Source organism: Pseudomonas sp. MYb193, assembly GCF_002966775.1.
In the GTDB taxonomy this organism is placed as follows: Bacteria; Pseudomonadota; Gammaproteobacteria; order Pseudomonadales; family Pseudomonadaceae; genus Aquipseudomonas; species Aquipseudomonas paracarnis.
On record NZ_CP023269.1, the window covers coordinates 5,365,611 to 5,380,723 of the forward strand.

A 15,113-nucleotide genomic window follows, 5' to 3' on the forward strand; every position below is an offset into this window, starting at 1 on the left:
TTCCGGGCTGCTTATCCGTGCAGCGTGTCCAACCATTGGGCGCGGGTGATGCGGTACAAAACATGCGGGCGCAGCGGGTCACCGGCTGCGACTTTCGGGTGTTCAAAATCTGCCTGCGGATCGTAATGCATACCGATGGCCTGCATGACTTTTTGTGAGGGCAGATTGGCTTCAGTGGTGAAGGCCAGGATTTCGTCCAGTTGCAAGCGGTCAAAACCACAGCGCAACGCCGTCCAGGCCGCCTCACTGGCATAACCCAGGCCCCAATGTTCGCGGGCCAGGCGCCAGCCGATTTCCACCGCAGGGGTAAAGCCGGCTTCGAAGCTGACATTCGCAAGGCCCGTCAGGCCGATAAATTCACCGGTGTCCTTGCGCTGCAAAGCCCAGAACCCAAAGCCATATTCAGCAAAATGCCCGCGAATACGGCCGATCAACGCTGCGCTCTCCAAGTGGCTCAATTGAGCCGGGAAGTAACGCATCACCTGCGGGTCGGCGCACATGCGCGCAAAGTCCGGCAGGTCGCTGTCGCGCCATTGGCGCAGCACCAAGCGTGCACTTTCCAATTCCAGTATCGGCTCCATGGGGCCCCCCTGCCTTGCCATGTGCGTGAGTGTACAGCGCTGTTAAGATCCGTCGCAGGTTCCCGTCAGAAAATCCCATGCCCTTGCCATTGATCTACCACGAAGACTACAGCCCTGAGTTCCCGGCGGACCACCGGTTCCCCATGGACAAGTTTCGCCTGTTGCGTGACCACCTGGTGGACAGCGGCCTGACCGAAGACAGCCAATTGCTGCGCCCGCCGCTGTGCCCGGCAGACATTTTGGCCCTGGCCCATGAACCTGGGTATATCGAACGCTACATGAGCGGCGAACTGTCCCGCGAGGACCAACGCCGCCTTGGCCTGCCGTGGAGCGAAGCCCTGGCCCGGCGCACGGTGCGTGCGGTGGGCGGCTCGATCCTGGCCGCCGAACAGGCCCTCGAACATGGCCTGGCCTGCCATTTGGCCGGTGGCACCCACCATGCCCATTACGATTATCCGGCGGGTTTCTGCATTTTTAATGACCTGGCGGTGATCAGCCATTACTTGTTGGCCAGCGGCCGGGTCAATCGCGTGTTGATCTTCGATTGCGACGTACACCAGGGCGACGGCACCGCACGCATCCTCCACGACACACCGGACGCCATTACCGTGTCGCTGCACTGCGAAAAGAACTTCCCGGCACGCAAGGCCCAGAGCGACTGGGACATCCCGCTGCCCATGGGTATGGGCGATGCCGACTACCTCAAGGTGGTGGATGACGCGCTCAACTACCTGCTGCCGCTCTACCAGCCGGACCTGGTGCTGTACGACGCCGGCGTGGATGTGCACAAGGACGACGCCCTTGGTTACCTCAAGCTGACAGACGCCGGCGTCGCCGCCCGTGATGAAAGCGTGATGCGCCACTGCCTGGGCCGCGACATTCCAGTGATGGGCGTGATCGGTGGCGGCTATAGCAAGGACCGCCCCGCCCTCGCCCGCCGCCACGGCATCCTGCACCACAGCGCGCAGCGGGTATGGACGTCATCAGGCTGTCATTGAAGTGTGAGCGTTACCCACAATGCCTGTGGAACGGCCTGTGGATAACTTGAGCGTAAGCGGCTACAAGCGTTTGACCGCATGGCCTGTAGGAAAGTGTACGTTTTTTGATCAGGCAGCGGCGTCGTGGTCGGGTAGAATGCTCGGCCTATTCACATCACCGTAGCCCTGCCCATGCCTCAGAGTTCTGCCCACCACGTCTCCATTATCGGCGGCGGCCCCGCCGGGCTGATGGCCGCCGAAGTCTTGAGCCAGGCTGGCGTGCGCGTGGACCTGTACGACGGTATGCCGTCGGTGGGGCGCAAGTTCCTGCTGGCAGGCGTGGGCGGCATGAACATCACCCACTCCGAGGCGTACCCGGCGTTCCTGTCGCGCTACGCCGAACGCGCGCCGCACATGGCGCCGTTGCTGCGCAGCTTTGGTGCCGAGGCGTTGTGCGAATGGATTCATGGCCTGGGTATCCAGACCTTTGTCGGTACCTCCGGCCGCGTATTTCCTACCGATATGAAAGCCGCGCCACTGTTGCGCGCCTGGCTCAAGCGTCTGCGGGAGCAAGGTGTGGTTATCCACACCCGGCATCGTTGGACGGGTTGGAATGACGAGGGCGATTTACTTATCCACAGCCCGGACGGCGAAAAAGTTGTCCACAGCGACGCCGTGCTGCTGGCCCTGGGCGGCGGCAGCTGGTCGCGATTGGGCTCCGACGGCGCGTGGCTTAACCTGTTTGAAGGCAAAGGCCTGCCCTATGTGCGGCTGCAACCGAGCAATTGCGGGTTTGAAGTGTCGGCATGGAGCGAGTTGATGGTCAGCAAATTCGCTGGCGCGCCGTTGAAAAACGTCGCCATTGGCCTGGGGGATGACAAACCTCGGCTGGGCGAATGCGTGATCACTGCCACCGGTATCGAAGGCAGCTTGATTTACGCCTTGTCAGCGCCGATTCGCGAAGCGATCAACCGCGACGGAGCGGCCACGGTGCATATCGATTTGCTGCCCAGCAAGCCGCTGGACAAGGTGCAGGCCGCATTGGCCAAGCCCCGTGGCTCGCGGTCGATGAGCAAGCATTTGCACAGTCAGCTGGGGTTGGATGGCGTGAAAGCGGCGTTGTTGCGCGAGCTCACGCCTGCTGAACACTTCACCGATTCGGCGCAATTGGCAGTGGATATCAAGGCGTTGCCGCTGACATTGTTGAAAACGCGGCCGATGGATGAGGCGATCAGCACGGCAGGCGGTGTGCCGTTTGAAGCGCTGGATGAGCGGTTGATGCTCAAGCCGTTGCCTGGGGTGTTTTGTGCGGGGGAAATGCTCGATTGGGAAGCGCCGACCGGTGGGTATTTGCTGACTGGGTGTTTTGCCAGTGGCCGGGCGGCTGGGCTGGGGATGTTGGAGTGGCTTAACCGCTGAGCGCTGCGGTGGATTCAAGGCCCCCATCGCAGGCAAGCCAGCTCCCACCTTTGACTGTATTCACAATTCAAAGGTGGGAGCTGGCTTGCCTGCGATGAGGCCATCAGCCACTGCGAAAATCACTTCTTCTTACGCGGCCCAGTATTAAACACCGGCACCTTGCGCACCGGCTTGATCGACGGCTCAGCCGGGGCTACGTCCCCACTGTCCACCCACTTGCCCAGATTGCGCTTGCCGCCACCGCCGGACGCCTTCGGCTTCTTCGGCTTTTTCGGTTTCTTCACAACCTGCCCGCTGGCATCGGTGTCCGGCACGCGGTGCTCCGGCTCGAAATCCGGTTCCATCTTGCGGGTGAGGGTCTGACGGGTCAGCATCTCGATGGCCGAGAGCATGTTCACCTCATCGGCGCACACCAGGGAAATCGCCTCACCGGTGTTGCCCGCACGCCCGGTACGGCCGATACGGTGGATGTAGTCCTCGGCCACGATGGGCAGGTCAAAGTTGACCACCAGCGGCAGGTCTTCGATATCCAGGCCACGGGCCGCTACGTCGGTGGCCACCAGGATCTGCACGTCGCTGGTCTTGAAGCGGTCCAGTGCGCGTTGGCGGGTGGCTTGAGGTTTGTCGCCATGGATGCCGTCGGCGTTGATCCCCAGGCCCTGCAACTTGTCCACCAAGGCGTCTACGCCGTTGCGGGTCTTGGCGAACACCAGCACTTGCTTCCAACGGCCTTTGCGCATCAGGTGCACAAACAGCTCCGGCTTACGCTTCTTGTCCACCGGCACCACCCACTGCTTGACGGTGTTGGCGGCAACGTTGCGTGGGCTGACTTCGATGCTCAGCGGGTCGTTGAGCATCTGCCCGGCGAGCAGGCGAATGTCATCGGAGAAGGTCGCGGAGAACAACAGGGTCTGGCGCTTTTTCGGCAGCATGCGATAAATGTTGGCAAGCTCTTCGGAGAAGCCCAGGTCGAGCATGCGGTCGGCTTCATCCAGCACCAGGGTTTGCAGCTGGTTGAGCTTCAGCGCGTTCTGGCGGAACAGGTCGATCAGGCGGCCAGGGGTGGCGACCAGAATGTCGACGCCTTTGCGCAGCTTCATCATCTGCGGGTTGATGCTCACGCCGCCGTACACCGCGTAAGTGGTCAGCGGCAGGTGTTGGGCGTACTCGGCAACGCTGGCATGAACCTGCTCGGCCAGTTCACGGGTGGGGCACAGGATCAGCGCACGCGCCGAGTTGGCGGCGACTTTCGGCCCTTCCATGGTCAGCAGTTGCAGCAGCGGCAAAGCGAAACCTGCGGTCTTGCCGGTGCCGGTCTGGGCCGCGGCCATCAGGTCGCGACCGGCCAGCACTGCCGGAATGGCTTGCGCCTGCACCGGCGTCGGGGTCTGGTAGCCAAGCGTCTCAAGGGCGCGCAGCAAGGGTTCGATCAGGCCAAGGGTGGCGAAAGTCATGTAGTTACCGTAGGAAAAATTCAGCGCAAGGGCGTAATGCGCGGCAGTTTACCTTATTTCGGGTTTGGGCTTGCGCCATTGGGGCAGGCTGATCAGCAACACCGCGCTGATGATCACCAGCATTGCCAGGGCTTCTTCCAGGCCGATGCTCTCACCCACGAACACAATCCCCAGCAACACGGCGACGGCCGGGTTCACGTAGGCATAACTGGTCGCCGCCGCCGGGCGTACGTGCTTGAGCAGGTACATATAAGCGTTGAAGGCGATGATCGAGCCGAACACCGTGAGGTACGCCAGGGCCAGCCAGCCTTCCAGCGGCGGCATGGCCTGCAGGTGCTCGCCAGACAACGCGCTGACGATCAGCAGCGCCACGCCAGCCACGAGCATTTCCGCGGCGCTGGCCATGGCGCCTTGGGGCAACGGCAAATGGCGGCTCCACACCGAGCCGAAGGCCCACGACGCCGCCGCCATCAACAGCAACACCGCGCCCAGTGGGCTCGACTGCAAGGTACTGCCCATGTTGAGCATGGCGATGCCGATGATCCCCAGCAGCACCCCGGCCCATTCCAACCGCGTATTACGCGCGCCCCAGAAAAACCCACACAGCAAGGTAAACAGCGGCACCGTCGCCACCGCCAGCGCCGCCACGCCGGACGACACGCCCATATGTTCCGCCACGCTGACGCCCCCATTGCCCACGGTGAGCAACAAAATGCCGATCATCCCGGCCGCCTTCCACTGCGGCCAGGTCGGCGCCGGCACCCCGCGCCATCTGAGGAAGCCATACATCAATACCCCCGCCGTGCAAAACCGAATCCCCGCCAGCAACAGCGGCGGCCAGTACTCCACGCCGATACGGATCACCAGGTAGGTGGAACCCCAGATCACATACAACGCAAAAAAGGCGGCGATCAACGGTAAGGGAAAGCGACGTGGGCCAGGCATTGGGCGGCTCTATGGCAGGAAATGGGAGACTTATTCTAGAAACGAAGGCGGATAAACTTAAGTTACAAAACCTGTTTAAAACGCCAATACACTTCTCAAACCATGGTTATCAAGGCTATAAACCATGCTTTCGAAAGCCACGCGCAACCGGAGCCTTATCATGGACAAATATGACCGCATGCTCCTCAGCGCCCTGCTTGAAGATGGCCGTGCTTCCTACGCGCAACTGGCGCGCACCGTAAACCTCTCCGCCCCCGCCGTGGCCGAACGCGTGGCCAAGCTTGAGGCCAGCGGCGTGATCACCGGCTACCAGGCCAAGGTGGATTTATCCAAAGTGGGCTTGCCGATTCAATGCGTGATTGAGTTGCGGCTGACCAACCATGGCAGCCAAAAGGTGTACGACGCCCTGGCGGAGATACCCGAACTGACCGAATGCCACCGGGTCACGGGCGACCCATGCGTGATCATGCAAGCGGCGGTGGGCTCGATGCCCGAGTTGGAGAGCCTGATTAACCGGGTCGCGAAGTTTGGCTTCAGCAAGACCTCGATTATTTTGTCCAGCGCGATAGAGCGGCGGGTGCCGTTGGGGCAATTGGAAGCCAATGGGAAAAATGCTGGCTGAGCGATCGTTCCCACAGGGATCGCGTACTGCCCGAGCGACGCGGTCAACTGTGGGAGCTGGCTTGCCTGCGATGGCGCCAGTGACCTCACCGAAGAATCGAACGCTGAACAATCAAATCGACTACCTGCTCAATCGTAGTGATGTGACCCCAATCCTCCTGCGTCGCTTGCAGCTTGAACTGCCACTTGATCTGCATGACAAAGCAGGTCACGTCGTCATCAATGATGTCGAAGTCATGGATGAAATCGGTGTGCTCCGTCACTTCGCGCCGGTCGATAAAACCGATGATATCGACGAACAGCTGGATCACTTTTTCGCTGATGTCGGCTCTGGCCAGGCTACCGTCCATTTCTCGCCTCATAGGCACACTTACCAATACTGACCAGGTCAAAGACTGCAAGCCCGGCAGCGACGAAGGGCCTGCCTCGCCCGATGATGCCAAATACCCGCACCGTGCCAAACGTTGCCTTTGCCATTCTGGGCATGGTGGGTTGCCTGATCAACGTACGAGGGAAAAAGCGCATGCCGATCAGGCTAGCCAGGTTCGTGGTTTTGCTGGAGCCGACGTGAACCCAACCACCCACCGCAATTTTGCTTATGGGTATGCCCGCCGCGCCAGTGATCACTGTGGCTGCCGTGAGGCCGTAGTGTTGCTGTGTACATTTCCAGAGTTCATCAAACGTCGTATCGGGCACAGCGGAGTCAGCGTGAATCGGCTTGAGTAACTGGTAATGAGGGCCATGACTCCAACCTGGCGAACTCGGCAACACCATGACAGCCGGGTAGCTCGTCATCGTGTTGCCCACATGAAACGCCATGCTTGAACTGGAACCCAGATCAATGCCATTTGATTCAAGTTCCAACTTGCTTCGCATAATCGCCGTATGAAGATCGCTTTCCTGCATGTTCTTGTCCCTGTGCGTGAATGACACACAGAATGGTAGGTCGCAGTAAAACGCGATGGATGAGTAAAGAAGAAAACCAGAAAGGTCCTAACTCATAGCCGGATTTGACCTACCGACCATTCAGCGCTCAGGTGCCTTGTTTGCGTCGGATTCGGTAGCCAGTCTCGCCCTGTCATCGAATGCTCGGTGACCGGACGTGCAAGTCCGACGCCCTGGCCCACGCATCGGACGGAGTGATGAGATGCGTTGGGTGGAGATGGCGAAGGGGGTGGTGGGCCAGGCGTTGGAGTGCGCACAGCCTCGATAAACGACGCATAACCCCTGTGGGAGCCGGGCTTGCCTGCGATAGCGGAGGGTCAGGCAATAAATGGCTGGCTGATACACCGCTATCGCAGCATAGGTATCTACACAACTTCGGCACGACGCTAAATCTGTGGCGAGGGAGCTTGCTCCCGTGACGGCCCCGGCGGCCAGCGCATATCTACCTGACGCCCCGCGATCAAATTGTGGGAGCTGGCTTGCCTGCGATGGCGGCCTGGAAAGCCTACGCTGTTATACCGAGTGCATATCCATTCCTGCGGTAACGGCCACTTAGGGTTCCGCTCTGACAGCGGGTCACTTTTGGAAAAGAGCCCCAAAAGTAACCAAAAGGGCTCTTGCCCCACCACTCGGCACCTCGCCTAGGCTCGGTGTACCCGTAATCCGCCAGCGTGGTTTAACGGGGCGCCTAAGATCAAAAGCAGATCAAGATCAAAAGCGACTCGCTTCGCATCGTGGTTACCGTCGACCGTTACAGCGTTGTGTAGATACTTATGGCTATCGCAGGCAAGCCAGCTCCCACATTGGAACGCCAGTGTTCTTGAGGCAGTAGCTGGATCAGAACCCGCGATGTTTCTTCAGGTGCTCATTGATCTTCGCGGCAGGCACTTTTTGCAAGGTGCACAACAGGTCATGGGACAGTTCACGCAGGCCGTGGGTCTGACGCAGTTCCTGGGCCAGGTGTGCGGTGAGGTTGGCGGCCATTTCCGCATCCGCCAGCGCCCGGTGAGCCTGGCCGGTGTGGGGCAGTTTGGCGTAGGTGTTGAGGGTGCCGAGCTTGTGGTTGGGCGCCGCCGGCATCAGGCGGCGGGCCAGCAGCAGGGAGCAGGCGAATTTCTGCAGGCGGGTGCGGCGGATCAGGCCCAGCTCAAAGTCCCAGAACTTCTGGTCGAACGCGGCGTTGTGTGCCATCAAGGGCGTGGTGCCGACGAACTCATTGACTTCGTTCATCACCCGTTCAGCCGGTGGCGCGCTGCGCAGCATGGCGTTGCTGATGCCGGTGAGCTGTTCGATAAAGGCCGGTACGCGCACACCGGCGTTCATCAGGCTCTGGTAGCGGTCCACGATCTGCCCACGCTCGAGGATGACCACGCCAATCTCCGTGGCCCGGCAGTGGCTGCTGGGGGTGATGCCAGTGGTTTCAAAGTCGATGACCGCTATACGTTCCAAACCTGTTCCAACTCCGTTCTACGATCTATTTAAGCAACAACGCGCCTTCGATCGGCACGTAGTGGCTGGCGGCGCGTATCAATGAGTTGGCCGTCAGCCCCGGCACGCCGTAGGCCACGGCCCGCACGCCATGCTTGTGGATGATGCGTTCGAGCAACATGTCGAAATCACCGTCACCAGAGGCCAATACGACTTCGTCGACATGGTCGGCGGCGTCCATGATGTCCAGCGTGATGCCCACGTCCCAGTCGCCCTTGGCCGAGCCGTCGCTGCGCTGGATATACGGTTTGAGTTTTACCGTAAAGCCCAGGTTGCGCAGGATCTGCTGGAACTGCTGCTGCTTGCTGTCGCCGCGGTCGATGGCATAGGCGTACGCCTCGACAATCTGCCCGCGCGCGCTGATGTCAGCCCACAGGGCGGCGTAGTTGAAGTGGCAACCATAGGCCTGGCGCACGGTGTAGTAGAGGTTTTGCACATCGGCGAACACTGCAATTTTTTTCACCGCACTTCCTCATGGACAGCCAGGCGCCAGCGCCCGGAAAGGGCGCCAGTATGCCAGCCAAGGGAGCGTTTCCGGGAAAAAATCAGACCGGAGCGCCGCAGCGCCCCGGGCCTGGTGTGTCAGACGAAGGAATCGTCGTCGCCAAAGGAAGAGGAATCGTCGGAATAATCGCTGTCGGCGAAGCTATCGGCGTTATTGCTGCCCCAGCTGTCATTGCCGGCAAACTTCTGGTCATCGTTGCCCCAGTTACCTGAATCACTGGCCGGTGCCGGTTGTTCGATGATCTCTTCCACCACCTGCGGTTGCTGGTTGTGATGGAACAGGCTGCTGATTCCTTCGGCCAGCAACACCCCACCGGCCACGCCGGCGGCGGTCTTCATGGCACCACCGAGGAAGCCACTGCCGGCTGGCGCGGCTGCCGGTGCTTGCGCCGGCTGATAGTTCTGCTGGGGCGCTGGCTGGTTGAACGATGGCCGCGCCGGTTCACGCCAGCCGCCACCGGAGTTGCTCGGCGCAGGCTGTGGGTCACGGGAGCCGCCGCCAAAGATGCTCGACAGGAACCCACCACCGCTGGCCGGCGCAGGTTGCGTGGCCTTGGCCCGTTGCAGCTCGTCCTGCAATTGCTGGATCTGCTGGGCCTGTTGCTTGTTCTGCGCGTCAAGACTCTGCAGCGCATGTTCCTGTACCAGAATCGACTGGGTCATGTAGTAGCCGACCGCGGGTTGGCGAGCCATATGCTCCTTGATCCGCGCTTCGGCCTGGGCGTCGCGGGGGGCTGAGTCCGTTTCGGCTTGCTGCAACCGTGAAAACAGTCCATCGATCAGGGTTTGCTCTTCGCTGTTCATGGCGACCTCGTTAGATTGCCGATAAAAATTCCGGTCCCGCCTGTGATCAGGCCGGGGCTTTCCAGTTATGGGGATGTTACGAGTTGTTTCAATGGTCTTTACTCAAGGTTTACGTTTGCGCCCCTTGGACCCTGATCGGTTAAAGTGTCGCCCTCTGCTTCCAGGCCTGTGATGACCCTGATGAATCCGTTAGACGTTTTGCGCGACTCCTTCCGCTTTACCCAGCGCAACCTGGGCGCCATCGTCCAGCTGTGCCTGCCATTGGTGATCCTCGAAGCCTTGCTGCAACAGGTGCTGGACCACACGCTGGGCCCGGATGCGTTTCCCGGCTACAGCGTGGTCGTAGGTTTGTTGGTGTACCCGCTGTACACCGGTGCCCTGATCCTGTTTCTCGATGCCCGCACCCGAGGCGAGTCGCCGCGCACCAAGGACGTGTGGGCCATGGCCTTGAGCCTGTGGCCGCGTTTTGCCCTGCTGACAGCCATGAGCACCTTGCTGATTCTGTTGGGGCTGTCGCTGTATTTCCTGCCGGGCTTGTGGCTGATGGTGGTGCTGGCGTTTGCCGAATACCTGCTGGTGCTGCGCGGCATGCCGGCCCTGGAGGCGATGAAGGAAAGCTTTCGCCTGACCCGCGGGCATTTCTGGAGCATCCTGGTGTGCCTGCTGTGCGTGATGACGCCGTTGTGGCTGCTCAAGGGCGCCAGCGTGGCGGCGTACCCTGAGCCCGCGCCGTTGCTGGGCTTGCTGATGGACAGCGCCCACAGCTTCCTGCAACTGTTCACCAGCGTGGTGCTGTTCCGTTTATTCATGCTGATCGGTGGCGACGCCGACGTGCGGTGATATGCTCCGTGGCTCTTCTGACACGCATATAAGCCGAGCCGATGACCCGTTTATTGCGCATCACCCTGTTGAGCCTGTTGATCATCGCCGGCCTGCTGGCCGCGCTGATCTACAGCCTGACTTGGCGCCCTGCCGACAAAGAGACCCTGCCCGTCAGCTGCGTGGCACCCCGCGCCCCGACACTGTTGCCGGGGCAAGCGCTCAAGGTCATGACCTGGAATGTGCAATACCTGGCCGGCAAGAACTACGTGTTCTGGTACGACACCCCGGACGGCAGCGGCCCGGACGATCGCCCCACCGTCGAAGACATGGCCTTTAGCCTCGACGAAGTGGCGCGGGTGATTCGCGACGAACAGCCCGACATCCTGCTGTTGCAGGAAGTCGACGAAGGCGCCAAGCCTTCCCACTATCAGGACCAGCTTGCGCTGTTGCAGGAGCGTCTGGTCGACCTCTACCCGTGCAGCGCCCACGCCTTCGACTGGAAAGCCGACTTTGTGCCCAGCCTGCACATCTTCGGTAGCGTGGGGCGCAAGCTCGCTACGCTCAGCCGCTACCAGATCGAACACGCCGAACGCCTGCAATTGCCAACCGCCGACGCCAACTTCGTCAGCCGTCAGTTCCAACCCAAGCCGGCCCTGCTGCTGACGTATCTGCCCTTGAGCGACGGAGGCCAACTGGCGGTGCTCAACACCCGCCTGGACGCCGGTGCACCTGGGCGCAGTGCCGTGCGGGAGCAAGTCACGAGTACGGTAAGACTGCTGGATAAACTCGAAGGTCGCGGCACACCCTGGTTGATTGGCGGGGATTTCAACCTGCTGCCACTGGGCCAGTTCCTGCGCCTGGACGCAGAAAAGCGTGGCCAGTATTCGCCGGACAGTGAGTTGCATCTACTGTGGGACAAATACCCGATGATCCCCAGCAACAGCCAATCCAGTGGCATCGACCGTGAGAAATGGCTGACGCACTTCCCCAACGACCCAGGCCTTGATGGCCCGGATCGCACGCTGGATTACCTGTTCTACAGCTCGCGCGTCAAACGCGTGGAAGCCAAGGTGCGGCAGGAAGATACGTTGCGTATTTCCAATCACCTGCCGGTGATCGCCCGCTTCCTGTTGCCTGCCGCGCAATAACCCCTAGGGTTTCAGGAGCGGCTTGAGCCACTCAAGGCTGGCAACCGTGGTGCCGGATGGGCGGTATTCACAGCCGATCCATCCTCGGTAGCCACGCTGCTCCAGCGCCGCGAACAAGGCAGCAAAGTCCATGGTCCCGGTGCCCGGCTCATGACGCCCCGGGTTGTCGGCGATTTGTACATGGACGGTCCTGTCGTAAAACTGCGCCAGCACCCCGGCTGGGTCGCCGGTCAACAGCTGGGCATGGTAAAGGTCCAGAATCAGCCCGACACTCGTAAAGGTTTCCAGCACCTGCTGGGCCTTGCTGAAGTCAGACAGGTAATAGCCAGGCATCGCCTGCGGGCTGATGACTTCAATCAACGTTCGCAAACCCTGATCTTCAAGGTACTTGACCGCGTATTCCAGGTTATTGGTGTAGGCAAGCGCGCGCTCATCCTGAGGCGTGGTCACGCCCGACATGATGTGCACGTCCGAGCAGTTCAGCGCCTTCGCATAGCGGGCCGCCTCGCGCAGCCCCTCGCGAAATTCCTGTTCCTTGCCCTGCAAGGCAGCGATGCCTTTGGTCACGCCCGCCGGCGCCGCGAACTGAATCAACGGCAGGTTGTATTGGGCCAGATGGTCCGCGAGCAGGCTGGCATCGAATTCATAGGGTGACGGGAACTCCACTGCCCTGAAACCGGCAGCGGCGGCGGCTTCGATGCGTTGCAGAAAAGGCAACTCGTTGAATTGGAAACCGAGGTGAGCATTGAACTTGAGCATTGGGTACATATCCATCCTGGGAAAAAACGAAATCATCAGCCTTGGGTGTCGTTGGCGGCCGAATCCCTGATTCCAAGCCTTCAGGTAATGAGCCCAGCCTGCGTAAAGGCTGGGAATGACTTGAACACTCAGGGCTTTCTGGGCTTGATCCTGGCCGTCGCTTCGGCCACCAACGGGTCATCCGGCCAGTAATGCTTGGGGTAGCGCCCCTTGAGATCCTTCTTCACCTCGGCATAGGTACTGCGCCAGAAGTTCGCCAGGTCCTGCGTGACCTGCACCGGCCGGCGCGCCGGGGACAGCAAGTGCAACTTCACGGCCAGGCGCCCGCCGGCAATGCGCGGGGTGTCTGCCAGCCCGAACAATTCCTGCAAGCGCACCGCCAGGATCGGCGGCTGCTCGCTGTAGTCCAGGCGTACCGATGACCCCGACGGCACTTTCACATGCTGCGGCGCCAGCTCTTCCAGGCGTTGGGGCAAGGGCCAGGGCAGCAGGTTGTGCAGGTAGCTGGAGATATCCAGGTTGGCGAAATGGCTGAGGCGCGAGACCTTGCCCAGATAAGGCATCAGCCAGTGTTCGAGGCTGGCGAGCAGGGCCTTGTCGCTGAGGTCGGGCCACTCGCTGGTGTTGCCGGCATCCAGTTGGCGCAGCAGCATCACACGGGCTTGCCACTGACGCAGTTCCGGGGTCCAGGGCAGCAGTTCCAGGCCTTTGCGGCGCACCAGGTTGACCAGCGCCTGGCTGCGGGCGGATTCGTCGAGGCCGGTCAGGTGTTCGCGGCTGAGCACCAGTTCACCGACTTTGCGTTGGCGCTCGGCACGCAAGACGCCTTCGCGCTCGTCCCAGTCGAGTTGGTCGACGTTGCGCACTTGCTCGGCCAGCACCGTGTCGAACAGTGCCGGATCAAAATCCGCCGCCAGGTAGATGCGTTCTTCGCGCTGGCCCTGGCGGCTGCCCAGGTCGGCGATTACCAGCCAGGGTTGTTTCATCAGGCTGTCGGCTTCGGCAAACAGCGCTGCGCGGCCATTGGCCAGGCGGTATTCAGCGCCACCGGGGCGACGTTGCTGGGCGACGCGGTCCGGGTAGGCCAGTGCCAGCAAGGCGCCGAGCCAGCGCGGGTGGTCGGGGTTGTCCACCGGCTGGGTCGCCTTGCCGCGCAGGTAGCCACGGTATTGCCGGGCCAGTTGCTTGGCGCGCTGCACGCCACCCTGGGTACCTCGCGCGCGCTCCTCGCCGGACATCAGCGCCAGGCGGCTGTGCAAGTCGGCACCGCCGCCGCGCAGGATATCGCGCTCGCCCAACAGGGCTGCCACGTCACAGGCGGTGGCGGCGAGCCCCAGGTCTTGGCCACGCAATAACAGGTGGGCAATACGCGGGTGGGCGGGCAACTCGGCCATCTTCTGGCCATGGGCGGTGAGGTTTTCGTCGCTCAATGCACCGAGGCGTTGCAACAGGTCCTGGGCCTGGGCATACGCGGCTGTGGGTGGCGCATCCAGCCACACCAACTGGCTGGGGGTCACGCCCCAACGGGCCAGTTGCAAGGCCAGCCCCGCCAGGTCGGCGGCGAGGATTTCCGCGCTGCCATAAGCGGCCAGACCGTCGTGCTGGTCTTCGGACCACAATCGGTAACACACCCCCGGCTCCAACCGACCTGCCCGACCGGCGCGCTGGGTGGCGCTGGCGCGGGAGATGCGCTGGGTGTCGAGGCGGGTCATGCCGCTGCCGGGGTCGAAACGCGGCACCCGAGCCAACCCGGCGTCGATCACCACGCGTACGCCGTTGATGGTCAGGCTGGTCTCGGCGATGTTGGTAGCCAACACCACTTTGCGCTTGCCGGCCGGCGCCGGGTCGATGGCGGCGCGCTGTGCATTGAGGTCCAGCTCGCCATGTAGAGGGCATAACAGCACGTCAGGGCGATCACTCAGGGCCTCGGCCAGTTGCTGGTTGACCCGGCGAATCTCCGCCTGCCCCGGCAAAAACACCAGCACGCTGCCGGTCTCGTCATGCAGGGCTTCAAGGACAGTTTGCACCACGCGCGGCTCGATAAACTCCCCGGCCTGGTAAGGGCGCCCCCAGCGCATCTGCACCGGGTACATGCGCCCCTCACTGCGCAGGATCGGCGCGTCATCCAGCAGACCGGCCAGGCGCTCGCCTTCGAGGGTGGCGGACATCAGCAGGATCTTCAGCGGCTGCTCGTCGCGAAACAGCTCGCGGCCGTTAAGGCTCAGGGCCAGCGCCAGGTCGGCGTCGAGGCTGCGCTCGTGGAACTCGTCGAAGATCAACAAGCCCACGCCGTCCAGCGCCGGATCGTCCTGCAGGCGGCGGGTGAGGATGCCTTCGGTGACGACCTCGATGCGCGTGTTGGGGCCGACTTTGCTGTCCAGGCGAATGCGGTAACCCACGGTCTCACCGACCTTTTCACCCAGCTCACTGGCCAGCCGCTCGGCAGCAGCACGGGCAGCCAGGCGCCGGGGTTCGAGCATCAGGATGGTTTGCCCGGCGAGCCAGGGCTCATGCAACAAAGCCAAGGGCACGCGGGTGGTTTTACCGGCGCCGGGGGGCGCTTCCAGCACGGCTTCATGGCGATGAGCCAAGGCGTCACGCAGGGCGGGTAAAACATCATCGATCGGCAACGAATTCATACTGGCT

The 15,113-nt window shown here is 61.7% G+C and carries 15 protein-coding genes; 5 read left to right on the forward strand and 10 right to left on the reverse strand.

Going from position 1 to position 15,113, the window contains the following annotated elements:
- Positions 1–11 precede the first annotated feature (11 nt).
- Positions 12–581 (reverse strand): GNAT family N-acetyltransferase, encoded by a 570-nt coding sequence (locus CLM72_RS24500; protein WP_054896171.1) that lies wholly within the window; start codon positions 579–581, stop codon positions 12–14.
- 77 nt (positions 582–658) lie between these two features.
- Here CLM72_RS24500 and CLM72_RS24505 point away from each other — a divergent pair, with 77 nt between their 5' ends.
- A complete protein-coding gene (locus tag CLM72_RS24505) occupies positions 659–1,579 on the forward strand; it encodes a histone deacetylase (RefSeq protein ID WP_060767991.1) in 921 nt (306 codons plus the stop codon).
- Positions 1,580–1,750: 171 nt separating this feature from the next.
- Positions 1,751–2,977: a TIGR03862 family flavoprotein gene (locus CLM72_RS24510; RefSeq protein ID WP_105228611.1), complete on the forward strand. Its 1,227-nt coding sequence runs from the start codon at positions 1,751–1,753 to the stop codon at positions 2,975–2,977.
- A 119-nt stretch (positions 2,978–3,096) separates the two neighbouring features.
- Here the strand turns inward: CLM72_RS24510 and CLM72_RS24515 are convergent, their stop codons facing one another.
- Both CLM72_RS24515 and yedA read right to left on the reverse strand, forming a co-directional pair.
- The gene (locus CLM72_RS24515) at positions 3,097–4,431 is read right to left on the reverse strand and encodes a DEAD/DEAH box helicase (RefSeq protein WP_105228613.1); all 1,335 of its coding nucleotides are present in this window, start codon (positions 4,429–4,431) and stop codon (positions 3,097–3,099) included.
- Between the two features lie 48 nt (positions 4,432–4,479).
- A complete protein-coding gene (gene yedA, locus CLM72_RS24520; protein WP_034126930.1) occupies positions 4,480–5,376 on the reverse strand; it encodes a drug/metabolite exporter YedA in 897 nt (298 codons plus the stop codon).
- 160 nt (positions 5,377–5,536) lie between these two features.
- Between yedA and CLM72_RS24525 the strand changes: the two genes are divergently transcribed.
- Complete coding sequence (locus tag CLM72_RS24525; protein ID WP_054918076.1) at positions 5,537–5,998, forward strand: Lrp/AsnC family transcriptional regulator; 462 nt, start codon at positions 5,537–5,539, stop codon at positions 5,996–5,998.
- A gap of 85 nt (positions 5,999–6,083) precedes the next feature.
- Here CLM72_RS24525 and CLM72_RS24530 read toward each other — a convergent pair whose 3' ends face one another.
- From CLM72_RS24530 to CLM72_RS24555, 5 genes are all read right to left on the reverse strand, one after another.
- Positions 6,084–6,347, reverse strand: a complete 264-nt coding sequence (locus CLM72_RS24530; RefSeq protein ID WP_105228615.1) for an acyl carrier protein — start codon at positions 6,345–6,347, stop codon at positions 6,084–6,086.
- Positions 6,337–6,903 carry a hypothetical protein gene (locus CLM72_RS24535; RefSeq protein WP_105228617.1) on the reverse strand — a complete coding sequence of 189 codons (567 nt, stop codon included), beginning with the start codon at positions 6,901–6,903 and terminating at the stop codon, positions 6,337–6,339. The genes CLM72_RS24530 and CLM72_RS24535 overlap by 11 nt, the downstream gene beginning before the upstream one ends.
- 876 nt (positions 6,904–7,779) lie before the next feature.
- Positions 7,780–8,391 carry a PolC-type DNA polymerase III gene (locus CLM72_RS24545; protein ID WP_032895195.1) on the reverse strand — a complete coding sequence of 204 codons (612 nt, stop codon included), beginning with the start codon at positions 8,389–8,391 and terminating at the stop codon, positions 7,780–7,782.
- 25 nt (positions 8,392–8,416) lie between these two features.
- Positions 8,417–8,893 carry an NYN domain-containing protein gene (locus CLM72_RS24550; protein WP_003194396.1) on the reverse strand — a complete coding sequence of 159 codons (477 nt, stop codon included), beginning with the start codon at positions 8,891–8,893 and terminating at the stop codon, positions 8,417–8,419.
- A gap of 119 nt (positions 8,894–9,012) precedes the next feature.
- Positions 9,013–9,738 carry a DUF2076 domain-containing protein gene (locus tag CLM72_RS24555; protein ID WP_105228619.1) on the reverse strand — a complete coding sequence of 242 codons (726 nt, stop codon included), beginning with the start codon at positions 9,736–9,738 and terminating at the stop codon, positions 9,013–9,015.
- A 180-nt stretch (positions 9,739–9,918) separates the two neighbouring features.
- On the opposite strand from CLM72_RS24555, the gene CLM72_RS24560 reads away from it, so the two are divergent.
- Complete coding sequence (locus tag CLM72_RS24560; protein WP_105229189.1) at positions 9,919–10,578, forward strand: YciC family protein; 660 nt, start codon at positions 9,919–9,921, stop codon at positions 10,576–10,578.
- Between the two features lie 41 nt (positions 10,579–10,619).
- Entirely contained in the window at positions 10,620–11,708 is a 1,089-nt protein-coding gene (locus tag CLM72_RS24565; RefSeq protein WP_105228621.1) for an endonuclease/exonuclease/phosphatase family protein, read from the forward strand.
- 3 nt (positions 11,709–11,711) lie between these two features.
- On the opposite strand, the gene CLM72_RS24570 is transcribed toward CLM72_RS24565, so the two are convergent.
- On the reverse strand, positions 11,712–12,467 hold the full coding sequence (locus tag CLM72_RS24570; RefSeq protein ID WP_105228623.1) for a hydroxypyruvate isomerase family protein: 756 nt from the start codon (positions 12,465–12,467) through the stop codon (positions 11,712–11,714).
- A gap of 128 nt (positions 12,468–12,595) precedes the next feature.
- The gene (hrpB, locus tag CLM72_RS24575) at positions 12,596–15,106 is read right to left on the reverse strand and encodes an ATP-dependent helicase HrpB (RefSeq protein ID WP_105228625.1); all 2,511 of its coding nucleotides are present in this window, start codon (positions 15,104–15,106) and stop codon (positions 12,596–12,598) included.
- Positions 15,107–15,113 lie beyond the last annotated feature (7 nt).